The 23054-nt window shown below is 45.8% G+C and carries 19 protein-coding genes; 12 read left to right on the forward strand and 7 right to left on the reverse strand.

What is annotated here, in order from left to right; genetic code table 11:
* The first annotated feature begins 230 nt into the window (after nt 1-230).
* The 9 genes from BM271_RS08270 to BM271_RS08310 all read left to right on the forward strand — a co-directional run bounded on the left by BM271_RS08270 (nt 231) and on the right by BM271_RS08310 (nt 10969).
* Complete coding sequence (locus BM271_RS08270) at nt 231-3902, forward strand: nitrate reductase subunit alpha (protein ID WP_046789213.1); 3672 nt, start codon at nt 231-233, stop codon at nt 3900-3902.
* Nucleotides 3892-5448: a nitrate reductase subunit beta gene (gene narH, locus BM271_RS08275; RefSeq protein WP_046789214.1), complete on the forward strand. Its 1557-nt coding sequence runs from the start codon at nt 3892-3894 to the stop codon at nt 5446-5448. Before BM271_RS08270 ends, narH begins: the two co-directional genes overlap by 11 nt.
* Nucleotides 5441-6010, forward strand: coding sequence for a nitrate reductase molybdenum cofactor assembly chaperone (gene narJ / locus BM271_RS08280; protein ID WP_046789215.1), 570 nt, complete (start codon nt 5441-5443; stop codon nt 6008-6010). Before narH ends, narJ begins: the two co-directional genes overlap by 8 nt.
* Nucleotides 6011-6017: 7 nt before the next feature.
* Complete coding sequence (narI, locus tag BM271_RS08285; RefSeq protein ID WP_046789216.1) at nt 6018-6698, forward strand: respiratory nitrate reductase subunit gamma; 681 nt, start codon at nt 6018-6020, stop codon at nt 6696-6698.
* 37 nt (nt 6699-6735) lie between these two features.
* The gene (locus BM271_RS08290; RefSeq protein ID WP_159430860.1) at nt 6736-7176 is read left to right on the forward strand and encodes a GAF domain-containing protein; all 441 of its coding nucleotides are present in this window, start codon (nt 6736-6738) and stop codon (nt 7174-7176) included.
* Nucleotides 7173-8228: an ATP-binding protein gene (locus BM271_RS08295; RefSeq protein WP_046789217.1), complete on the forward strand. Its 1056-nt coding sequence runs from the start codon at nt 7173-7175 to the stop codon at nt 8226-8228. Before BM271_RS08290 ends, BM271_RS08295 begins: the two co-directional genes overlap by 4 nt.
* On the forward strand, nt 8209-8859 hold the full coding sequence (locus BM271_RS08300) for a response regulator (RefSeq protein WP_046789218.1): 651 nt from the start codon (nt 8209-8211) through the stop codon (nt 8857-8859). Before BM271_RS08295 ends, BM271_RS08300 begins: the two co-directional genes overlap by 20 nt.
* An 11-nt stretch (nt 8860-8870) precedes the next feature.
* Nucleotides 8871-9371: a hemerythrin domain-containing protein gene (locus BM271_RS08305; protein WP_046789219.1), complete on the forward strand. Its 501-nt coding sequence runs from the start codon at nt 8871-8873 to the stop codon at nt 9369-9371.
* A 113-nt stretch (nt 9372-9484) separates the two neighbouring features.
* Nucleotides 9485-10969 (forward strand): nitrate/nitrite transporter, encoded by a 1485-nt coding sequence (locus tag BM271_RS08310; RefSeq protein ID WP_052749801.1) that lies wholly within the window; start codon nt 9485-9487, stop codon nt 10967-10969.
* Between the two features lie 68 nt (nt 10970-11037).
* Here BM271_RS08310 and BM271_RS08315 read toward each other — a convergent pair whose 3' ends face one another.
* The 5 genes from BM271_RS08315 to BM271_RS08335 form a co-directional block, all read right to left on the reverse strand.
* Nucleotides 11038-11955, reverse strand: a complete 918-nt coding sequence (locus tag BM271_RS08315; RefSeq protein WP_046789220.1) for an ABC transporter ATP-binding protein — start codon at nt 11953-11955, stop codon at nt 11038-11040.
* Entirely contained in the window at nt 11955-12998 is a 1044-nt protein-coding gene (locus BM271_RS08320; protein WP_046791393.1) for an ABC transporter ATP-binding protein, read from the reverse strand. The genes BM271_RS08315 and BM271_RS08320 overlap by 1 nt, the downstream gene beginning before the upstream one ends.
* A 5-nt stretch (nt 12999-13003) precedes the next feature.
* Nucleotides 13004-13933 (reverse strand): ABC transporter permease, encoded by a 930-nt coding sequence (locus tag BM271_RS08325; RefSeq protein WP_046789221.1) that lies wholly within the window; start codon nt 13931-13933, stop codon nt 13004-13006.
* Entirely contained in the window at nt 13923-14861 is a 939-nt protein-coding gene (locus BM271_RS08330) for an ABC transporter permease (protein WP_046789222.1), read from the reverse strand. Before BM271_RS08330 ends, BM271_RS08325 begins: the two co-directional genes overlap by 11 nt.
* 65 nt (nt 14862-14926) lie before the next feature.
* Nucleotides 14927-16567, reverse strand: coding sequence for a peptide ABC transporter substrate-binding protein (locus tag BM271_RS08335; RefSeq protein WP_046791394.1), 1641 nt, complete (start codon nt 16565-16567; stop codon nt 14927-14929).
* Between the two features lie 411 nt (nt 16568-16978).
* Here BM271_RS08335 and BM271_RS08340 point away from each other — a divergent pair, with 411 nt between their 5' ends.
* Both BM271_RS08340 and BM271_RS08345 read left to right on the forward strand, forming a co-directional pair.
* Nucleotides 16979-18850: a purple acid phosphatase family protein gene (locus BM271_RS08340; RefSeq protein ID WP_046789223.1), complete on the forward strand. Its 1872-nt coding sequence runs from the start codon at nt 16979-16981 to the stop codon at nt 18848-18850.
* Between the two features lie 125 nt (nt 18851-18975).
* Nucleotides 18976-19413 carry a VOC family protein gene (locus BM271_RS08345; protein ID WP_046789224.1) on the forward strand — a complete coding sequence of 146 codons (438 nt, stop codon included), beginning with the start codon at nt 18976-18978 and terminating at the stop codon, nt 19411-19413.
* A 58-nt stretch (nt 19414-19471) separates the two neighbouring features.
* On the opposite strand, the gene BM271_RS08350 is transcribed toward BM271_RS08345, so the two are convergent.
* Entirely contained in the window at nt 19472-20647 is a 1176-nt protein-coding gene (locus BM271_RS08350) for an MFS transporter (RefSeq protein ID WP_046789225.1), read from the reverse strand.
* A gap of 241 nt (nt 20648-20888) precedes the next feature.
* Here BM271_RS08350 and BM271_RS08355 point away from each other — a divergent pair, with 241 nt between their 5' ends.
* A complete protein-coding gene (locus tag BM271_RS08355; RefSeq protein ID WP_046789226.1) occupies nt 20889-22127 on the forward strand; it encodes an MFS transporter in 1239 nt (412 codons plus the stop codon).
* A gap of 119 nt (nt 22128-22246) precedes the next feature.
* Here the strand turns inward: BM271_RS08355 and BM271_RS08360 are convergent, their stop codons facing one another.
* Nucleotides 22247-23047 (reverse strand): cytochrome c oxidase assembly protein, encoded by an 801-nt coding sequence (locus BM271_RS08360; RefSeq protein ID WP_046789227.1) that lies wholly within the window; start codon nt 23045-23047, stop codon nt 22247-22249.
* Nucleotides 23048-23054: the final 7 nt, after the last annotated feature.

A 23054-nucleotide genomic window follows, 5' to 3' on the forward strand; every position in this document is an offset into this window, starting at 1 on the left:
GAAACATAGGCACTTTCCCTATGTTTTGAAACAGAAGTTTTTGTATACGCTCCTGAGCACTGAAATTGCATGCATTCAATCATTTAAATCTCTCTGGTGGAAGAATTAATGCGAAACAGAATGTTCTCCGGATAGGGAATTTCCTGAAGATATTAGGAAGTTCCCTGATTCATTATCAATGAATACTGCCACATAATGAAGTTAACTTAATTTTACAGGGAGTGTGCCGGATGTTTAAAGGCTTGAAGTATTTTAAACCGACAGAAAAGTTTAACGGTGACTGGTCAGTGCTTGAACAGAAAAACCGCGATTGGGAACGTTTATACAGAGAGCGGTGGAGCCATGACAAAGTGGTCCGTACGACACACGGAGTGAACTGCACAGGCTCATGTTCATGGAAAGTATTTGTAAAGAACGGGGTGATTACATGGGAAAACCAGCAGATCGATTATCCTTCCTGCGGACCTGATATGCCTGAGTTCGAGCCGCGTGGATGCCCGCGCGGTGCATCATTTTCATGGTATGAATACAGTCCTCTGAGGGTGAAATTCCCGTACGTCCGGGGAATCCTCTGGAAGATGTGGCAGCAGGCATTGAGCGAACATAAAGATCCTGTCAAAGCGTGGGGATCCATAGTAGAGAATGAGGAAAAGGCAAAAGCGTATAAGCAGGCCCGTGGAAAGGGCGGCCTCGTCCGTGCCTCATGGCGGGATGTAACAAAACTGATTGCAGCACAGCTGGTCTATACAATCAAAGAATACGGGCCAGACAGGATTGCCGGCTTTACACCGATACCAGCAATGTCCATGATCAGCTATGCCTCGGGTGCGAGATTCATATCACTGCTCGGCGGAGAGATGCTGTCATTCTATGACTGGTATGCGGATCTGCCGCCGGCTTCTCCGCAGATCTGGGGAGAGCAGACAGACGTCCCCGAATCATCCGACTGGTACAACTCATCGTACATCATCATGTGGGGATCGAACGTCCCGCTTACAAGGACGCCGGATGCACATTTCATGACAGAAGTAAGGTATAAGGGTGCGAAAATTGTATCTGTTGCACCGGATCATGCGGAAAACGTCAAGTTTGCAGATAACTGGCTGGCTCCGAATCCAGGGACGGATGCTGCACTGGCGCAGGGAATGACACATGTTATACTGGATGAATTTTATGAGAAGCGGAAAGAGCCTCTATTCATAAACTATGCTAAAAGATTTACGGATCTGCCCTTCCTTCTCATTCTTGAGGAAGATGGCAGCAGTCACAAAGCCGGAAGGTTTCTGCGTGTAAGTGATCTGGAGGACATTCATGAAAAAGGGGAATGGAAACCGGTTTTCCTGGACGAAGAGACAAAGGAGATCGTTGTACCGAACGGCACGATGGGCCAGAGATATGAAGAGAATAAGAAATGGAACCTGAAGCTGGAGACGGATGAGGGCACACCAATCCATCCTGCACTTTCAATCATGGAACAGTCAGATGGCAGTTGTGACATCGATTTTCCGGAGTTCGACAACGCAGGCAACAGCAGATTCACAAGACCGATTCCATACAGGACAGTCGGCCTGAAGGACGGAAGATCGGTGAAAGTGGCGACAGTCTATGATGTCATGCTGAGCCAGTACGGTGTCAGCCGTTTTGGGGATAAACGGGAAGCGAAAGATTACGATGATGCAGACAGTGTATACACACCGGCGTGGCAGGAGAAGATCACAGGTGTGAAATCCTCGATCGTCACCCAGGTCGGAAGGGAGTTTGCCCAAAATGCCATCGATACCGAAGGGAAATCGATGATTATCATGGGAGCCGGGATCAACCATTGGTTCAATGCGGATACGATCTACCGGTCAATCCTCAACCTGGTCATGCTCTGTGCGACACAGGGCGTAAACGGAGGGGGGTGGGCCCATTACGTCGGACAGGAGAAATGCCGTCCGATAGAAGGCTGGTCCACACTTGCATTTGCCAAAGACTGGCAGGAGGCACCGAGACAGCAAAACGCAACAAGCTGGTTCTACTTTGCCACGGAGCAATGGAAATACGAAGAGGCCTCAGTGGAATCACTGAAGGCGGAAACAGGTGAGGCACTGCGGTATTCCCATCCTGCAGACTATAACGTTCTGGCGGCACGGCTCGGCTGGCTGCCTTCCTATCCCCAGTTTGACCGGAGTTCCCTCTCGTTTTTTGAGGATGCGAAGAAATCGGGAGATACTTCTGATGAAGCCATTCGCCAAAAAGCTGTGGATGCCCTGACAGAGAAGAAGATGAAGCTTGCCATCGAAGATCCGGGAGCCAAAGAAAACCATCCCAAAACGCTGTTCGTATGGCGCTCAAACCTGATTTCATCTTCAGCGAAAGGTCAGGAATATTTTTTGAAACATCTGCTCGGAACCAAGGGCGGACTGCTTGCTGAACCGAACCGGGACGAAAAGCCGGAGGAGATCAACTGGATCGAAGAGGATACAGAAGGCAAACTGGATCTTCTTGTATCCCTCGATTTCAGGATGACCTCCACGCCGCTGCACTCGGATATCATTCTTCCGGCAGCGACATGGTATGAAAAAACCGATCTTTCATCGACCGACATGCACCCGTTCGTCCATCCGTTCAACCCGGCGATCAATCCGCTGTGGGAATCGAGAAGTGACTGGGACATTTATAAAACGATTGCCAAAGATTTTTCTGAACTGTCCAAAACGCATCTGGCTAAACCGGTAAAAGATGTCGTCACAATGCCGCTTATGCATGACACCCCGGGTGAAATCTCACAGCCGTTTGGAGAAGTCAAGGACTGGTCCAAAGGAGAAGTTGAAGCGGTTCCGGGGCTGACAATGCCGAACTTCAAAGTAGTGGGGCGGGATTATACCCAAATATTTGATAAATATATAACGGTGGGGCCAAAACTCGGCACAGGTAAAATCGGAGCACATGGTGTGGCGTTCAGCGCCGGGGAAGAATTTGAAGAATTGAAATCGATCACCGGCGTCTACACTGACGAATCGATCAAGAGCGGCCTGCCGAAAATAGATACGGCAAGAAGAGCGGCGGACATGGTGCTGCACATGTCATCTGCGACAAACGGCAGACTCTCCCAAAAATCGTATGAAGCTCTTGAACAGGACACGGGGATGACCCTGAAAGACATTTCATCCGACCGTGAAAATGAGAAGATAACGTTCAATAATATTACAGCACAGCCCCGGGAAGTGATACCGACAGCAGTATTCCCGGGATCCAACAAAGGAGACCGGAGATACTCGCCATTCACTACGAATGTGGAGCGGGATGTGCCGTTCAGAACTTTGACCGGGCGCCAGTCATTCTATATCGATCATGAATTTTTCAGACAGTTCGGAGAGAATCTGCCGGTCTACAAACCGACGCTTCCGCCAATGGTATTCGGAACAAGGGATAAGAAGATAAAAGGCGGCGTGGACAGCCTGGTGCTCAGGTATCTGACCCCTCACGGCAAATGGAACATTCACTCAACATACCAGGATAACCTGCATATGCTGACTTTATTCAGGGGTGGTCCGAACGTCTGGATCAGTGTCGAGGACGCGAAGGCGCATGATATCAATGATAACGACTGGCTGGAAGTGTATAACAGAAACGGCCTGGTTACAGCAAGAGCAGTCGTGTCACATAAGATGCCCAAAGGCACGATGTTCATGTACCACGCTCAGGACAGGCATATTCAGGCGGCAGGATCGGAGATAACAGATACGAGGGGCGGCAGTCATAACGCGCCGACAAGGATCCACCTGAAACCGACTCAGCTGGTCGGCGGATATGCCCAGATCAGTTATGGATTCAACTACTACGGTCCGATTGGAAATCAGAGGGACGTGTATGTGGCGGTACGAAAAATGAAGGAGGTAGATTTCCTTGAAGATTAAGGCTCAAGTGGCAATGGTAATGAACCTGGATAAATGCATCGGATGCCATACATGTTCAGTAACATGTAAAAGTACGTGGACGAATCGTGAAGGTGCTGAATATATGTGGTTCAATAATGTCGAAACAAAACCCGGTATCGGCTATCCGAAAAGGTGGGAGGACCAGGAGGTCTATAAAGGCGGATGGAAACTGAACAAGAGGGGCAGGCTGGAATTGAAATCAGGCACCAGGTTATCCAAGATGGCTCTGGGCAAAATTTTCTACAACCCGGATATGCCTGAGATGAAGGATTATTACATTCCATGGACATACAACTACAAGAATCTGATCACGCGGGAACAGGGTGAACATTCCCCGGTGGCAACAGCACGCAATGTACTGACAGGTGAAAAGATGGATCCGGAATGGGGGCCGAACTGGGAGGATGACCTGGCAGGCGCCCACATCACCGGGCCCGAGGATCCGAATATCCAGAAAATCGAAGAAGAGATCAAATTCAACTTCGAGCAGTCATTCATGATGTATCTGCCGCGTCTGTGTGAACACTGCCTGAATCCTAGCTGTGTGGCATCCTGCCCGAGCGGTGCGATGTACAAACGTGACGAAGACGGCATTGTACTGGTTGACCAGGAAGCATGCCGCGGATGGAGATACTGCATGACAGGCTGTCCGTACAAAAAAGTCTACTTCAACTGGAAAACGAACAAAGCTGAAAAGTGCACGTTCTGCTATCCAAGGATTGAAACCGGACTGCCGACAGTATGCTCTGAAACATGTACAGGACGCATCCGTTACCTGGGTGTTCTGCTGTATGACGCAGACAGGGTGCTTGAAGCGGCGAGCACAGAAGATCCGAAAGATCTGTATCAGGCACAGCTGGACCTTTTCCTCGACCCTAATGACCCTGAAGTGATTGCACAGGCGGAAAAGGACGGTATCAGCTACGATTGGATCGAAGCGGCACAGCAGTCCCCGATCTACAAGCTGGCGATCGAATATAAGCTTGCGTTCCCGCTTCATCCGGAATACAGGACGATGCCGATGGTCTGGTATGTCCCGCCACTCAGCCCGATCATGAACTATTTTGAAGGCCGGGATTCCATCAAGAATCCGGATGCCATCTTCCCGGCCATCGAAGAGATGCGGACACCGATCCAGTATCTTGCCAATATGCTTACAGCAGGCGATACGAAAACGGTGAAGGAATCGCTGCAGAGAATGGCGATGATGAGAAGCTACATGCGTGCGGCGACAAGCGGAAAAAACTTTGATGAGTCCAAGCTTGAGCGTGTCGGGCTCACAGCGACACAGACAAAGGAAATGTACAGATTACTCGCAATAGCGAAATACGAAGACCGCTTCGTAATCCCGACTTCCCACAGGGAAGGTGTGGTGGATCCATACCGCGCACAGGGATCTACAGGGTATTCCCAGGATGGTTTTGCAGACGGCTGTGACGGCTGCGGCCCGGTGGGGGTAACGACTGAAAAATCAGGGAAACAGATTTATGAGGAGAATTTCTACGGGGGGATCTGGCGTGATTGATTTTAAGCGACTGGCAGAATACAAAGAGCTTTTTAAATTTTTCAGTGTTCATTTTGATTATCCTGAAAAACTTACCTTCCACCCCAAAAGTTTTGCTGTAAAAGAGGAAGTGCCGGAGATGGTTAAAAATCATATCGAAGCATATGAAAAACATGTAATGGAATTGAGCCTGGATGAAAACAGGGAAGAATACATCCACACTTTCGATTTTGAAAAGCAGAACAGTCTGTTTATGACTTATGCGAATTTTGAAGACGGTAAAGAGCGGGGGCAGATGCTTGCCAAACTTAAAGTACTGTATGAAATGTTCGGACTTGAAATGCCGGATAATGAACTTTCTGATTACCTGCCGCTGATGTGCGAATTCATCTACGCAGGAGACTGGGAAAATGATGACAGGAAGGAAGGCAGCTTTTCATTGCTCATCGGAGTGATCGAGGATGGAAGCTACCACCTGCTGAAATCTCTGGAAAAACAGGAAAGCCATTACACGCCGCTGGTGAAAGCATTGCGCGAGACATTCAAGCAGTGCATGAGGCAGCCGGCAGGAGAGCAGGGGTGAGGGGCTGATGCTGGATCAATTTTTATGGGTGATATTCCCTTATCTTGCCATCGCGACATTTGTCATCGGTCATATATTCAGGTACAGGTACGATCAGTTCAGCTGGACGGCAAAGTCCAGTGAATTCATAGAACAGAAGCAGCTCAAATGGGGAAGCCTGCTGTTTCACCTGGGAGTAATTCCTGTATTTTTTGGGCATGTAGTGGGATTGCTGATTCCTGCTGCCTGGCTTTCTGCCGCCGGGGTGAATGATCATCTCTATCATCTTGGTGCAGTCTATATCGGCAGCATATTCGGCATCATGACACTTGTCGGGATGTTCCTTCTGACCTACAGGAGACTGAGCAAACCGAGTGTCCTGAAGCTGAGTTCCGCCTCAGACATCATTGTGAATCTTATGTTGCTGTTCATCGTATTCATCGGATGCTACGCAACACTTGTCACAAATACGACGACACCGGAATTTGATTATCGTGCTACAATATCAGTATGGATAAGAGGTTTGCTGACACTGAGGCCGGAAGCGGCATTGATGGAATCTGTTCCATTTACATTCAAACTCCATGTATTGTTCGGATTTGCCATTTTCATGATGTGGCCGTTTACCCGGCTGGTGCATGTATGGAGCGTCCCGCTCAACTACGGGACAAGGAGTTATATCCTGTATAGGAAACACAGTGCCAAATGATAGTTTAGAAAAGGGGTGGGGGCACATGGCCGGTGTAATGAAGAATACAATAAACCTGGATCATATACGTCAGATCACCCACTCCGATTTTGTAGGTATGGCCGAAGAAATCGGGATGTTTGACGACGTTCAGGTGAAATGGACTCATATAACGGGCAATATGAATAATCGTTATAAAAGGATAGCCGTGGGTCCGGGCAAGGGAATTGCGGGCGTCATTTATAAAACTGGAAAACCGTGGACAGTGGAAAATGTCAGCAGTGAAATCCCACTGCCGGAAAGGCATCAGTATCCAATTTTAATAAATGAAAAGATCCGCTCATTCATTGCTGTCCCCATCATACAGAACGGCATGCCGGAAGGGGTCATCCTCATCGGTTACAGGACACCGGAGAGGGTAAGCAAGTCTTTGACGATGACTTATATCAAAAATATACAGAAGGCATGCAAATGTGAACTGGGAGGGGTTCATTTATGAATAAACAGGAAAGTCTGACTGAATATCTGCAACTTTTATTTGACCAGGCGAATGAAATCATATTCTTCCTGGACAAGGAAGGCAGAATCATCTACCGCAACAGCGCTTCATATGAAATTATGGGGGACGATATCCAGAATCAGTTGGACAATGCATTATGCCATCATTGTGAAGGGCTCACTGACGAAAATCATCTTATAACGTGTGAAGGATGCTATCTATTCAGCGGGGTTGACAACAAGGTTGATTTCCAATTATTCATGAAACTCCGGGATGGCACTGTGAAGCCCTATTCTGCAAATTACCAGACACTCAGCCAGGAGGATGATATCAGGGTACTCCGGTTGAATAATGTGTCTAACCAGATAAAAACACAGCAGATTCTGCATCAGAAGATGCTGACAAAACACATTATGGAAGCTCAGGAAGAGGAAAGGAAGAGGATTTCCCGTCAACTCCATGACAGCATCATACAGAACATATTGAATATCCTGGTGGAAGTGCGTCTGTTAAAATATCTCTCTGCAGATGATCTGATGGCGAAGACTGAACAGACTGAATATCTGCTCAATAATCTGATGAAGTCCATACGGAATATCTCTGTTGAACTGCGGCCTTCTTCCCTGGATGATCTGGGTCTTTTGTCCGCATTGAGATCGCATTTCAAATATATCGGCAAAAACTACGGCATGAGCGTTTTATTTGAAAGCAATATAGCTGATGCACGGTTCGATACCGAAATTGAAACGGCGTTATACCGCATCATCCAGGAATCTGTGTTCAATGCGATGAAATATGCTAATGTCGATGCCGTAGACGTTACCCTGATGACCCGGGAAGATTATCTGGAAGTCATCGTCGAAGATGAAGGGGAGGGATTCGATATGCACAGCTCGCCTCAGGGGTCGGGACTCGGATTGTTCGGCATGAGGGAAAGGGCGGAAGCGATCGGTGGGACTCTCAGTATTAAGAGCATTGTCGGCAGAGGGACGAAAATCACTCTGATCCTGCCTTTGAAAAGGGGAGATGAAAATGAAAATAGTCATCGCTGATGATCACTCTGTCGTACGCAGTGGATTTTCAATGATTATAAATTATCAGAAGGATATGGAAGTTGTCGCTACTGCCGGGGACGGGCTGGAGGCGTACAGGATGGTGCAGAAATATGAGCCGGATATCATTCTGATGGATATCAGCATGCCGCCGGGAGAATCGGGACTGATTGCGACGGGAAAGATATCCCAGGATTTCCCCGATACAAAAATCATCATTCTCACAATGTATGATGATGAGGAATACCTTTTCCATTCCCTTAAGAACGGGGCGAAGGGATATGTGCTCAAGAGTGCACCGGATGCCGAGCTGCTGGATGCGATACGTTCCGTTTACACAGGTGATACCTACGTGCATCCCAAAATGACGAATATTCTTGTAAAACAGTACATAACGCATGACGAAATGGCCAAGGATGATACGAATCCATTTAAAATACTTTCCAAAAGGGAACTGGAGATATTGCCGCTTGTGGCTAAAGGGTACGGTAATAAAGATATTGCCGAGAAATTGTTCATATCAGTGAAAACAGTGGAAGCCCACAAGGCCAATTTCATGGAAAAAATCGGTCTGTCATCACGTCCGGAATTATTGGAGTATGCGATAAAGAAAAAATTAATTGAATTTTAAGCAGGTGGACTATGCAGACATTTACTTTCAGTATGAAAGCATTGAGGGTTTTGGAGAACGAGCACCGGCTGATCATGCACGAAATAACAAAGTGGTTTGAGCGGATGCGTGAATTGGAAGCAGGAGGCGGGGCCGGTACACAGGAGCTTGGAGCCTTGATGGATCACGTCGCCCAAAGCAAGGAAATCATCAACAGACACCAGGTGAAAGAAGATCAGTATTTCTTTGAAATGCTCGGCCATTACATCGGTATGGATCAAGGGCCGATAATGGCAATCCAGGAAGAGCACAGTGAAATAGAACAGTATTTTACCAATGCATTTGTCATGCATGGCGAAAACAGGCCGTTAAACGATTTTTCACAGTATCTTCAGGAAGCGTATGAAATATTATATATGCACATGTATAAGGAAGAGAACGTCCTTTTCCCGATGGCAGAAAAGCAATTCAGGACAATAGATGAAGAAAAGTTGCTGGAGCAGATCAATAGCAATATCCTTGAAGAAACATAAGGCATTCCCCGGAAATAATAAGGGGACTCCCTTATGTTCTTTTTTATTGCAGAAATTATAATGGTAAATAAGGGTATGGTAAAGAAAACTATATAAAATAAGGTGTGAGTATCTTGATCAGGAAAATGCAGCTTCCTTTGCAAACAGTGAACATGCTTGTCGGTTTCATCTGCTGGGTGATCATATCGCCTTTGATCCCGTTCATTTCAGAAGACGTGAACATCCCTGCAGAACAGGTGGCGATCATTACGGCGGTACCTGTTATTCTCGGTTCGGTCTTAAGGATTCCATTAGGTTACTACGCGAACGTCATCGGCGCCAGGAAAGTGTTTATCGCGAGCTTTATCCTGCTGTTGTTCCCCATCTATTATATAAGCAACACATCTTCTCACATAGATCTGCTCATCGGGGGCTTTTTCCTGGGGATAGGCGGAGCGATGTTCTCGGTCGGAGTGACCAGTCTGCCGAAGTACTATCCGAAAGAGAAACACGGGCTGATCAATGGTATTTACGGAGTGGGAAATATCGGCACGGCAATCGCAAGTTTCTCTGCGCCCGTACTCGCAGTGCAGATCGGCTGGCAGAATACCATCCGTCTGCTGCTGGTCGTACTGATTGTTTTCATTGTCATCAATATCTTCTTTGGTGACCGGCAGGAGAAATTGGTGAAACAGCCGCTGTTCGGTCAGATCAAAGGGATCATCAACAACGAAAAGCTATGGGTGATTTCCCTGTGGTATTTCATCACATTCGGTTCATTCGTCGCCTTTACAGTGTTCCTGCCGAACTTCCTGATTACAAACTACGGCATAGATAATGTGGATGCGGGAATCCGGACAGCAGGGTTCATTGCACTTGCCACATTCATCCGGCCGCTCGGCGGCTTCATCGGGGACAAATTCGATCCGCTCATTGCACTCATCTTTACCTTCCTCGGCATAACAATCGGCGGCATCATCCTTGCATTCTCCCCGACATTCATGCTGTTCAGTATTGGATGTCTGCTGGTGGCTGCGACCGCAGGCATCGGTAACGGACTGGTGTTCAAACTCGTACCCCAGTACTTTAACAAACAGGCGGGGATTGCCAACGGCTTCGTTTCCATGATGGGCGGCCTCGGCGGTTTCTTTCCGCCATTGATACTGACTTTGATCCATGCAATCACCGGCCAGTACGCCATTGGATTCATGCTGCTGTCCCAGGTTGCCTTGGCAAGCCTGATTCTGGCTGGCTGGATGTTCTATCAAAATAAAGTATCCATCGCAGCCAAAGTGTTCAATTCAATGGGACAGGGTGTATTGGTGACTGACGAACATGGAAAGATTACAGATATCAATCCAAGATTTACGGAAATTACAGGATATGAGGCAGATGAAGTAAGGGGGAAAAACCCGAGCATACTCCAATCCGGGGAACAGGACCCTGCGTATTACAGCAATATGTGGGATATGCTGAAGCGTGAAGGCATATGGCAGGGAGAAATTACGAACAGGAAGAAGAACGGGGAACTATACCGGCAGTGGCTGAATATCAAAGAAGTCCGGAGCAGTGAGGGTGAGATAGAAAGGTATGTCGGCACCTTCTCTGAAATTGACTGAAGTATTTAAAATGAAAGAGGCTCAGGAATACAAAAAGCGCTGCAGATCAATGGTCTGCAGCGCTTTAATCATACTGTCCAGCTTTCATATTCCTTTTGGGAGCAGTATACCAGATGACTATTTCCGAAATCCCTCAATTTCAGTTCTTCATCTTCATTATACCCGTGCATACTTTCATCGTAACCGACCCGGCGGCGTTCTTTCTCAGAATGGGGATCGGGCTGGGGCACCGCTGAGAGTAATGATTTGGTATAAGGGTGGAAGGGGCGGTCGTATAAATCTGACGCATCTCCTATTTCCATGATTTTTCCTTTGTACATTACGGCGATCCTGTCAGAAATGTATTTGACCATGGAGAGGTCATGCGCGATGAACAGATAGGCGAGTCCACGCTCTCTTTGTATGTTTTTCATCATGTTTACTACCTGTGCCTGAATAGAGACATCCAGGGCCGAAATCGGTTCGTCGGCAATGATCAGTTTCGGATCGAAACTGAGTGCTCTGGCGATTCCGATCCTCTGTCGCTGTCCGCCGGAGAATTCGTGCGGGTAACGGTTGGCATGTTCCCTGTTCAATCCGACTGATTCCAGCAATTCATAAATTTTCTGCCGGCGTTCTTTTTTCTTTTTATATAATTTATGGATGTCATAGCCTTCTTCCAGTATTTCAAAAACCGTCATTCTCGGGTTCAGCGATGCATATGGGTCCTGGAAGATCATCTGCAGTTTCTGGTGGAACTGTTTTTGTTCCTTTTTGGAAAGGCTGTCGTTGTTTTTACCGTCAAAAAGTATCTCTCCGCCGGTTTTGTCATAAAGATTGATGATTGTACGACCGGTTGTTGATTTGCCGCACCCTGATTCTCCGACCAGTCCCAGTGTTTCGCCGGGCATGACATGAAAGGAGACATCATCGACCGCTTTAACCAAATTATTTTTAGAACCAAAATGCTTCTTTAAATTATTTACAGTTAAAATTGGTTCTGCCATTACTGATCACCGCCGTTATATTGGATGTATCTGTTTCTGATTACTTCAGGTATTTGAGTCCTGGGAGCATCGGGATGCAGTCTCCATGTTTTTGCATAATGATTTTCTGCCACCTCGAACATTGGCGGACTTTTTTCAAAATCAATCTTCATCGCATGGGGGTTCCTTGCCGCGAAAGCATCCCCGGCAGGAGGGTGGACGAGATTGGGAGGAGAGCCGGGGATTGTCCTCAACTCTTCTTTTTTATCTGCATTCATGTCAGGCATCGAACCAAGCAGCCCCCATGTATAAGGATGCTGCGGATTGTAGAAGATATCATCCACTGTACCGATTTCCACTATTTCCCCTGCATACATCACTGCAACACGATCCGCCACATTTGCGACCACTCCCAGATCATGAGTGATGAATATGATGGAAGTCTGGGAGTGCTTCTGAATATCTTTCATGACTTCCAGAATCTGTGCCTGTATCGTCACATCAAGTGCAGTGGTCGGTTCATCTGCGATGAGCAACTTGGGATCTGCTGCCAGGGCAATCGCAATGACAACCCTCTGACGCATTCCTCCGGAAAATTCATGAGGATACTGATTCAGGCGGTTTTCAGGGCTTGGGATACCGACGAGCTGCATTAATTCCAAAGCACGTTTTTTAGCATCCCCCAAAGATATCTTTGTATGTTTGCGCATGACTTCCGTAATCTGTTTTCCTATTTTCATAGTTGGATTCAATGAAGTCATGGGGTCCTGGAATATCATGCTGATTTCATTGCCGCGGATCTTTTCCATCTGCTTTTCGGATTTTTCGAGCAGGTTTGTCTCCCCGAAAAGGATTTCTCCACCGGCATATATCGCCGGCGGCTGGGGAAGCAGTTTCATGATTGCCTGGTTGGTTACACTTTTACCTGAACCCGATTCACCAACGATGGCGAGCGTCTCCCCTTTATAGACATCGAAACTTACATTTCTTACCGCTTTTACAGTACCGGCATAAGTCTTGAAATCAACTTCTAAATTTTTCATTTGCAGTATCGGTTCATTCATCATAATCACTTCCTTAACTTGGGATCCAGTGCATCTCTCAGACCGTCTCCGACAGCGTTAAACGCAAAAATTGTCAGACAGATCAGGGCGGCTGGGAAAAACAGTCTCCAAGGCGCATTGGCCAACGCAGGGTAGCCGTCGTTGGCCATGGTTCCCCAACTTGCCAATGGTGCCGGGACGCCCAGACCTAAATAACTTAAGAATGCTTCTGTAAATATAGCATTTGGAATCGTCAGCGTCATTGTAACCAGAATTGCACCCAGCGCATTCGGCAGCAGGTGCCTTTTTATCAGGTGCAGATTGTTCGCACCGAGTGTTCTGGCCGCAAGGACATATTCCTGATTTTTTAATTTTAAAATTTCAGAACGTGTAATCCTCGCCATGTTCACCCAACCTGTGAGTGAAAGTGCAATGATCATCGGGAATAATCCCGGCTGCATGACAACGAGCAGAATGATTACGACGAGCAGGTAGGGTATTGCAGTCAGAATATCAGCGATACGCATCATGATTTCATCCGTGCGCCCGCCTTTCAAGCCTGCGATGGCACCCCATGCCACTCCGATGATCAAATCAATGATTGCCGCAGCAAATCCGATAAATATCGAAATCCGTGCACCCATCCAGACACGGGTGAAGATATCCCGGCCTAAAGCATCAGTACCGAACCAATATGTTCCATTTGGAGCGATATTGTAGTCACCATTCTGCTGTCTGTATGTGAATTCTGACAGCAGGGGTCCGAATATGGCTCCGAGAATAATAATGAAAAGTGTAATGAAACCAATCAGGGCAAGTTTATTCTTGATAAATCTTCGGGAAACTTCCCCCCAGAAGGATATCGATTTTTTGGCAAGACTCTCTGTGTCAGCCGTCTGTGTACCTACGACTTCAAAATCCGAAGGATGGAGTTCAGGTACATTTCTATCTGCCATTGGATTTTCCTCCCTTCAGACTGATGCGCGGGTCGATGAAGCTGTATAGAATATCCACTATTAAGACAGCTACCAGTAAAATTACAGAATAAAATACCGTGGTTCCCATGATGACGGTGTAATCTCTGTTGGAAATGCTCGTAACGAAGTGTTTCCCCATTCCCGGGATTGCGAAAATCTCTTCTATTACGAAACTTCCGGTAATAATTCCGGCGGTCAGCGGAGCGAGATAAGTAACGACAGGCAGCAGAGCATTTCTCAGGGCATGCTTAAAAACAACCGCCCAGCGGGAAATCCCTTTGGCCTTTGCCATTTTTACGTACTCACTGTTCGTTTCTTCCAGCATGCTGGAACGGGTCAGTTTTGCTATGAATGCCATGGGTGTCGAGGCCAGTGCAATGGCTGGCAGTATACTGTATATGAAGCCGTTCCATCCGGCAATCGGGAACCATCCAGCCTGAAGTGCCAGATAGTACTGCAGTACTGCTGCCATTACAAAGGAGGGCACGGATATGCCGATGACGGCCATTATGCTCATCAAGTAATCCGGCCACTTATTATGGAATAAGGCAGCAATTGTTCCAATCAGGACACCGAACCCAATTGCGATAAACATCGCTTCGAGACCAAGTGTCATGGAAATGGGGAAACCTTCCGCTATCATATCGTTTGTATCCCTGTACTTATATTTCATCGAAGTACCGAAGTCCCCGGTTGCACTGTTTACCAAATAGTCTTTGTACTGTATATACCACGGGTTATCCAACCCATATTTTTCATTCAGACTTTCCTGTATCGCCGGGGGCACTGCCCGCTCGGAAGCGAATGGATTACCCGGAGCCAGACGCATCAGAAAAAATGTAGCTGTAATGATCAAAAATAATGCGATGATGATATAGATTAGACGCTGGCCAAGATATTTAATCATCATTATGTGCTCCTTTCCCAAAAATGACAGGTGAGTATAAAATACTCACCTGACAAAAGACTTTCTTATTCTTCGATATCTACGTATTTCAACTGTACGTTTCCGAGTGGATCGGATTTCATATTTTTAACTTTCTCATCATGTACTGAAAGGTTCGTGTAGAAATAGATCGGTGCGATAGGGAAATCATTCATGAATATCTCTTCCGCATCTTTCATCATCTGAGTACGCGTTTCAGGATCTGTTTCCTTGGCTGCGTCATTCAACAGCTGAGTATACTCTTCGTTTGTCCAGCCTGTATTATTATTGCCGCCTTCATTTTTGTAGATTTCAAGGAAGTTGATCGGGTCATTGAAGTCGCCGAGCCAGCCGTAACGGCCGACCTGATGATTCCCTGCATCAAGTTCTTCAAGATATACCTGCCATTCGGAGTTGTTCAGAGATACATCTATTCCCAGATCTTTTTTCCAGCCCTGTTGTATAAATTGTGCAATTTGGGCATGTGCTTCACTGGTATTGTAAGATAATGCGATTTTGAGCTCGGAAGGATCACTCAGACCGAGTTCCTCCAATCCTTTATCAAGTGCTTCTTTTGCTGCTTCAAGATCATTTGATTGGAAGTATTCCGTCGGCTCTTCGAAGCCTTCCATTGTAAGAGGTACAAGTCCCGTGCCTGGTTTTTGTTCCCCTTTGGTAACATTTTCGATCAGACCTTCACGGTCGATTGCGATTGTCAATGCCTCACGGATATTCTTGTTCTGCATGATTTCATCCTGAACGTTGAATACATACATGTATGTGCCCGCCTGGTCTCTTATATTAAGCGTGCCGTCTTCTTTGAATTGATTTAAAGCGTTAAGGTCGATTGTGTTGAAAGGTGAACCGAGATAGTCCAGATCCCCTGATTGATACATTTTCAAAGCAGTTGCTTCGCTTTCGACCATGTCTATGTTTACAGTGTCCAGTGCTACATTTTCAGCATCCCAGTATGAATCATTCTTTTTAAGGACGATTGCATCAGAGCTGGCAAAACTGTCCAAGACGAAAGGACCGTTTCCAATGTAATTTTCTCCGTTTGGATCTGTATGCCAATCAGGATTTTCTTCGGCCATTTTGGAATTCACAGGGTAATAAGTATAGAAAGCTGTGAGTTCGTCGAAGAATGGTGTCGGATTGTTCAACGTCACTTCCAGGGTTTTGTCGTCCACTGCTGTGACAGCGACATCATCTGCACTGCCTTCCCCGGTGTTGTATGCTTCAGCTCCTTCTATGTAATAAAGCTGGTAAGCATAGTCGGAAGCGTTTTCGGGGTTAAGTGCCCATTTCCAGGCATATTCGAAATCCTGTGCTGTGACCGGGTCGCCATTTGACCACTCAGCATCTCTCAGCGTGTAAGTATAAGTAAGTTCATCTTCACTCACTTCAATGTTCTCTGCCATTGCCGGCTCAGGGTTGCCTTCCGGATCCAGGCGTGTCAGACCTTCAAATACACTGGCCATGATTGCACCGGATGTCGTATCGGTAGCGAGTGCCGGGTGGAATGATGGAGGGTCTGAGGTGATGGAAAGATTGATGGATTTTTCAGCTTCTCCCTCTCCTCCGGAACTGTCTGCTTCACCTTCCCCGCCGCTGTCTCCACCGAAATTGCAGGCTGCAAGAACCAGAACTAAAGCTGCAAGAAGTATTAAATTTTTAAAACTTTTCATACAGTAAGCCACTTCCTTTTCCTTTTTGTAATGTAATTCCACTTTATTCAAAATTACATCCCTTTGTTTGTATTGAAAAAACATACCCCTAAAAATTAAAACGCTTTCGATTTTAAATTATCTACAATATCCATTGAAAAGTCAATAAGTGTTTTCGAATTTTTGACAATTGTCAGAAATGACATGGGGAATTTTTATTAATCAAAAAGAAATGATTATACATAAGTGCATTTATTAAAAAAATGAAAAAGTGTAATGTACTTTTATAGAAAAGGGTATTTAATAGCATAAAAAAAGAGTTTTTCCAAGTAAATTTTTCTTTACTGAAAATTAATACTAGGTATACATTCATAATTTATAATATAAATGCAGACATTATATTGCACAAAAAAATTGGGAGGTTTTACGAGAATGGGTTTCAATTTATCAACCAACAGGAATTTTTCGGCAGGGGTTGTCATTGCATCTGTTATTTTTGCACTGGCCATTTCCCTGTTTTACAGTCCGCTGGTTCACGCGGCAGGCGGAGGAGGACCGACCGGTTCCGCCGGAGATCCGGCAGAAAGTACAGAGGAAAATGATGCAGAGGAATTCGATCCTGTCCTGACAGAAACAAAGCCTGAAGTGGCGGATGTAGAACCTAATAATCTGCCCAACCGTATCATGACTACATTCAATGGCGATACTTCAAGTGAAATGGGTTTCAGCTGGTACACCACTGATCATTTCAAAGATTCCAAAGTATGGATTTCCAAATCCGGGAATTTCGATGATACTTTACAGTTCGAAGCAGAGGCAAAAGAGGTTACTTCGAGCTACGGGGAACGCGATGAGAACGGTAACTACATATTTGCAGAAGTGAAGGAAGATGAGGAAGGGGAAGCGGTTGAAGATGAGAACGGCGAACCTGTAATCAACGGCTACTACACGGATCGACAGGCACATGGTGATGAATGGATGTCCGGTGATTACGGACATATCGAACTCACTGATGTAACCGAATATTCCTATAAGGCGAAGGCGACCGGCCTTGAACCCAATACGACCTACTATTACCAGGTAGGCAGTGGATCAGGTAAGGTAAGTGAGTTTGGCAAGTTCAAAACTTCCGGTGAAAATGGGGATCCATTCAAATTTGTGCATTACACAGATACCCAAAATGCATTTTGGAATGAAAATGTACGAAACGAAGCGGCATTCGGTGCAGATACCTTAAAAAGAGCGCTCGAAACAGCAGGAGATGCCGATTTTGCACTGCACACGGGAGATATAGTTGAAGTGGCAGAAGTGGAAGATGAGTGGGTGGATCTATACGAGCAGTCCCGTCCGTACTTCATGCAGACAGCGATGGCTGTTGCTCCGGGCAACCATGATGAGTACGCACTCAACTACGGAGATGAACCGCTTACAGAAAAATTCAATGAGCATGTCAACGTACCTGTAACGAATGAAGCAGTGTCTGGAGGATCCTACTACTCCTTCGATTACAACGGTGTTCATTTTGTAACCCTTAACACTAATGACAATAAGGAATCTGAAGATAATCCGGATGGGAAAGCCATCGGGGAAGAGCAGATGAAATGGATCAGTGAAGATGTGAAGAAGGCACGTGAAAATGGTGCAGAGTGGATTGTGCTGAACTATCATAAGCCGCTGTACTCCAAATCCTATCATTCACTGCAGGATGAAGATGTCCAGAAAGTAAGGGAAGAGCTGACAGCATTGATAGACGAACTGGATATTGATCTGGCATTGCAGGGGCATGACCATGTCATTTCAAGAACGCATTCGCTGACTCATGTTCCGACTGAGGAAAACTTCTCGAATGCTGAAGTTGAAGATGTAAAAACACATGTCGGACAAAATGGTGTGGAATATATGGAGAATCCTGACGGTACGGTATATGTGCTGCCGAATACCGGCGGAACAAAGGAATATGATGATGTTTATTCGAAAGGGCTGGAACATCTTCATGAAGTGAGACCGGATTTGGATTGGATGACCCAGGAAGATCTCGACCACTATAACAGTCTGTTTGGTTTCGGCAGCCAGCCGCAGGAAACAGATGCCTTTGCGGAATCCCATTCCAATAACAGAGACTCCTCTACTCAGAACTTCGCAGTATATGAAGTTGTTGATGATGAAATGATTGTACGCATGTATCAGATCAGCGGCGAACTTCTTGAAGGAGAACCTCGTAAAGTGGAGCTGATTGATGAATTCGGTATTCATAAAGATGCCAAAGACCAGGAAGTGGAAGAAACAGAAGATGAGGCAGCGTAATTTACTGCCGGGGAGACTGGTTATCCAGTCTTCTTTTTTTGAGTAGTTAATATTATTTAATTTTATCGAAAAAATGTATAATGTAACCGTGTTGAGTTAAGCATTTTGAAGAAGGGGATGTCGTAATGTTCAATGCAGTGCAGTATTTCAATTTTTCCGATGCGCTGGGAGCACTGGAATTTTACGAAAAGAACTTTGGTGCAAAAGTGACCGGCAAATCGATGGCAGATGATGATATGTTCAGGGATTCTCTGCAGCAGATGGGAATGACGGAAGAAGAAGCAAAGACATTTGTGATGAATGCGGAATTTGAGATCCTCGGTCAGCATTTCATGGCGAGTTCGACATGGAAGCAGAAAGAAATCGATAATGAAGGCGCGAGTATCTGTTTCACTTTTGACAGTAAAGATGAGACAGCGGCTAAAAAAGCGAAAGATTTTTATGAGCAGGCGGTTGCAGCCGGATGCAAAGTGGATATGGAACTTGGTCCAACTGAATGGACGGAACTGTTCGCAAGCCTCAGGGATCCATATGGCGTAACCTGGATGCTGAGTGCGGAATAATGCAGAAAGAGTTTAGAAGGCAGTGTCTTCCGGAAGGGATGCACTGCCTTCTTGTATACTAATTCATTTCAAATAAACTTTTATCTTCCACTCTGCCGGCAATAATCATGGAAAACATTCCGAAAAATATCATGGCTGCCGCGACAAAAGTGATGTGTGTATAACTAAAATCCATATTCAGCAATGCGCTGCCCAGTGTGGCACCGATTGAATTTGCCAGATTGAACACGGAAGCGGCGAGTGTTCCTGATAATGCGGGTGCTTCTTTTGCAGCAAATATAATTTTTGAATTCAGGATCGGTGTGGTTCCGAAAGTGCCCATGCCGAACAGCAGACTGGCCGCATAAGCCAGTACAGGCATCTGAAGCATAAAGGTGAAGATGAACAGTACGATTCCAAGGGCTCCCATTGTCATAATGATTCTTGAGGTGAGCAGGCTCGGCTGTACCGTGCCCGCTGTAAAGTTTCCGGCAACTGCTCCAAGGCCGAACAGAAACATGCTGATGGTAATGCCGGCAGTGCCAAATCCGGTGATTTGTCTGAGCATCGGTTCCATGAATGTATAAGCGGTAAATACACCTGAGAAGCCGAAGACAATGACAAAGATGGTCATCAGTACATTTTTATTCTTAATGACACTGAGTTCTTTCGAGATTTTGGGTATATCTTTCGGACGATAATTCGGTGTCGTGAGAATGATTCCTATTAAAGTTGTCAGTCCGAGCACTGCAATAATCCAGAATACGAGTCTCCAGTCCAGCGCAGCTCCGACAAATGAACCGAAAGGGACGCCGAGCATGATGGCAATCGTAAGACCGCCGTTGACAGCGGCGATGCTGGCTGTTTTCTTATGCGGAGGTGAGATGGCCATTGCAAGACTCATTGTCAATCCAAAGAACGGAGCATGCATTGAAGCCGAAAGTAACCTGGAAAATAGCAGGACTTCGAAATTGGGTGCAGTAGCGGCGACGATGTTACTGATAAGAAAGATTGAAACAAGTATGATCAATAAAAGTTTTGGTGAAAATTTTAATGTGGCAAGCCGTACAATCGGACCGAAGATTGTTACGCTGATTGCGTAGACGCTTAAAAGCAGGCCGGTAGTGGCTATTGCTACATCCAGATCTGCTGCAAATTGTGTGAGCAGTCCCGTAACGACATATTCTGTCATTCCTATAGCGAAAGTACCCACCATAAATACAGCGATTATAATATTCCTTGAAGGGTTGAACATAGAGGACTCCTTTCACTCTTTGCAAATATAGAAAGCAATACTATTACATATGAAGTGGATTGTCTATAGACAAAACCGGATTACGGAAGAATGACAATGTACATTCAAATGAAAACGTATTATCAGTTGAAAAATTATAATAAATTGAATTATTTAGAAAATTTAATTGCCAGACACTTGAATCAGTGCTTTAATTATTAATTAAACACATGGGGAAATACAATAAAAGAAGGTAGCGTCTATGGGTGAAAACATCCGCATGGCTGCGAGCCTGTATATCAACTACATCCTGCTCGGGATGATTAATCTTATCATTGCTTTACATATGGGATTTTTGACTGTGCAATTCGATACTGATGCAGCTGCCATCAGTATGCTGATATCCGCGATAGGGATCGGCAAATTATTCGGTTTGTCATTTGCCGGTAAACTATCGGATTCCTTGGGGAGAAAACCGATGGTGATCACCGCCGGCATACTGTATGTAATATTTTTGATCGCGGTGCCATTTTCACCAACATATGGCATTGCGTTCGCATTCGCACTATTGGCGGGGATGGGGAATTCCATCCTCGATACAAGTACATATCCTGCACTGATCGAAGGCTTTCCGAAACGGGCCAGTTCTGCAACAGTACTGGTTAAGGCCTTCATGTCAATTGGGGCGACAATCCTGCCTTTGATGATTACATTCTTTATCGCAAAAGAGCTGTTTTACGGATATACATTCTTTATAATGGCATTCGTATTTCTCATCAATGCAGTCCATTTGACCACAGTCAAGTTTCCGAAGGCGAATATGGTCGTGGTTGAGCCGGGGACTGATAATAATGGAGAGAATAAAAAGAAAGCAGAACCTCATTTTGCAGTGAAGCCCAGGTTTTGGAGGGAGGGCGTTACTGTAATTTTCATTGGATTCACCTCCGTGTCCCTGTTCATGATCATTCAAACATGGATGGCAACCTTTGCAGAGGAAATTATCGGTATGGATGAATCGACAGCAATCAATCTGCTGAGTTATTACAGCTTCGGAGGATTCATTACTGTAATTCTGCTCGCCACAATGCTGGATAGAGTTTTCAGACCGGTAACAATCCTGATACTGTATCCGCTGATAGCGATTGCAGCACTATCTGCGCTGCTCTTCGTAACGAATTACTATGTACTGGTAGTCATCGCATTCATACTTGGTTTATGTACATCGGGATTGTTCCAGCTTGCAGTCACTCTGATGGCGGAATTCTTCCCGGGAAGAAAAGGGACGAGTACGGCCTTTGTAACACTGTCTTCCAGTATTGCATTCATAGTGATTCCTTCGCTGACCGGTCTGATCAACAGACATATTGGAGTGACCTATATATTCCTGTTCGAAATCGCAGTGGCTGTAGTTGCAATGGCACTCGCAGTATTCGTATCCGTCAGGTACAGGAAGATATTCAATATTACTACCCGTAAAAGGGTGTTGTGGAGAAATCCTTAAAGTGCTTCCATTCTCCTGTACTGGATGATTATCAGGGACCGTCAATAATTATGTGTAAATAAATGCTTTGGAATGATGATAAAACAGGGCCGGTCTGATCGCAGACCGGCCCTGTTTTATCAGGAAATATGATATGACTGAGAAGATCTGTCTCTTTTTGTTGCTGACGCCCTGTACCACTGATGACAAAGGATGATGATCAGACAAAAATCTATGAGATCCCCGCCGTAATACATTAATAAAGCACCTGTTTCACCTTCCTGGCGGGAGACGCTCTGTGGCGGTTCAGCATAAATGAGCTTGGAAAGGATCTTATGGAAACCGAGGGCAAGGATAAGAATCACTGACCGGTACATAAAGCTGTAACGGTGGGGAGTCAGATCAATATAGACCACCGATATTGTGAACAGATAGCCGGCCAGCAATACATGAAGGTGTACAAGAGCAAACAGCCACAGGGATGAATGCATCATTGTAAACAGATCGGTTTTATAAATCAGGTACAATCCGCCAATATTCAGGACGGATGCGATCAGTGGATTGCTGATGAATTGACCGTAGCGGCTATTCAAAACTCTGCTCAATCTTCTGGCGGCAGACACATTTAATGTACGCATGAGGAGGGTCATCGGTTTGCTGAAAACCAGCAAAAGAGGGGCGAGCATACCCAGTAACAGATGACCGGCCATATGAGCCGTGAAATTTTCATGTGACATTTCAAAGAGTGGTCCCGTTAGGGCCGCAGTGGCAGCGCTGATTCCCGAAAACCAGAAAATATAGCGGGAATACGGCCATTTCCTATGTTTCTTATTAGAGAGAAAAATGGCAGATGGATAGAGCAGCAAAGCCCCTGCACCGAGCAGTAGTATAATAGTTTCAAAAACTGCAAAATTGACAGGCGCCATAGCGTGTGCATGCATCACTGCA

Origin of the sequence: Salinicoccus halodurans, assembly GCF_900114445.1 — a bacterium.
GTDB classification, from domain to species: Bacteria; Bacillota; Bacilli; order Staphylococcales; family Salinicoccaceae; genus Salinicoccus; species Salinicoccus halodurans.

Excerpts from the sequence above, each read along its gene's own strand:
- BM271_RS08270 (WP_046789213.1), top strand. The coding sequence starts at position 231 with ATGTTTAAAGGCTTGAAGTATTTTAAACCGACAGAAAAGTTTAACGGT.
- narI (WP_046789216.1), top strand. The coding sequence starts at position 6,018 with ATGCTGGATCAATTTTTATGGGTGATATTCCCTTATCTTGCCATCGCG.
- BM271_RS08290 (WP_159430860.1), top strand. The coding sequence starts at position 6,736 with ATGAAGAATACAATAAACCTGGATCATATACGTCAGATCACCCACTCC.
- BM271_RS08295 (WP_046789217.1), top strand. The coding sequence starts at position 7,173 with ATGAATAAACAGGAAAGTCTGACTGAATATCTGCAACTTTTATTTGAC.
- BM271_RS08300 (WP_046789218.1), top strand. The coding sequence starts at position 8,209 with ATGAAAATAGTCATCGCTGATGATCACTCTGTCGTACGCAGTGGATTT.
- BM271_RS08305 (WP_046789219.1), top strand. The coding sequence starts at position 8,871 with ATGCAGACATTTACTTTCAGTATGAAAGCATTGAGGGTTTTGGAGAAC.
- BM271_RS08315 (WP_046789220.1), bottom strand. The coding sequence starts at position 11,955 with ATGGCAGAACCAATTTTAACTGTAAATAATTTAAAGAAGCATTTTGGT.
- BM271_RS08320 (WP_046791393.1), bottom strand. The coding sequence starts at position 12,998 with ATGAATGAACCGATACTGCAAATGAAAAATTTAGAAGTTGATTTCAAG.
- BM271_RS08325 (WP_046789221.1), bottom strand. The coding sequence starts at position 13,933 with ATGGCAGATAGAAATGTACCTGAACTCCATCCTTCGGATTTTGAAGTC.
- BM271_RS08330 (WP_046789222.1), bottom strand. The coding sequence starts at position 14,861 with ATGATTAAATATCTTGGCCAGCGTCTAATCTATATCATCATCGCATTA.
- BM271_RS08335 (WP_046791394.1), bottom strand. The coding sequence starts at position 16,567 with ATGAAAAGTTTTAAAAATTTAATACTTCTTGCAGCTTTAGTTCTGGTT.
- BM271_RS08340 (WP_046789223.1), top strand. The coding sequence starts at position 16,979 with ATGGGTTTCAATTTATCAACCAACAGGAATTTTTCGGCAGGGGTTGTC.
- BM271_RS08345 (WP_046789224.1), top strand. The coding sequence starts at position 18,976 with ATGTTCAATGCAGTGCAGTATTTCAATTTTTCCGATGCGCTGGGAGCA.
- BM271_RS08350 (WP_046789225.1), bottom strand. The coding sequence starts at position 20,647 with ATGTTCAACCCTTCAAGGAATATTATAATCGCTGTATTTATGGTGGGT.
- BM271_RS08355 (WP_046789226.1), top strand. The coding sequence starts at position 20,889 with ATGGGTGAAAACATCCGCATGGCTGCGAGCCTGTATATCAACTACATC.
- BM271_RS08360 (WP_046789227.1), bottom strand. The coding sequence starts at position 23,047 with ATGCATGCACACGCTATGGCGCCTGTCAATTTTGCAGTTTTTGAAACT.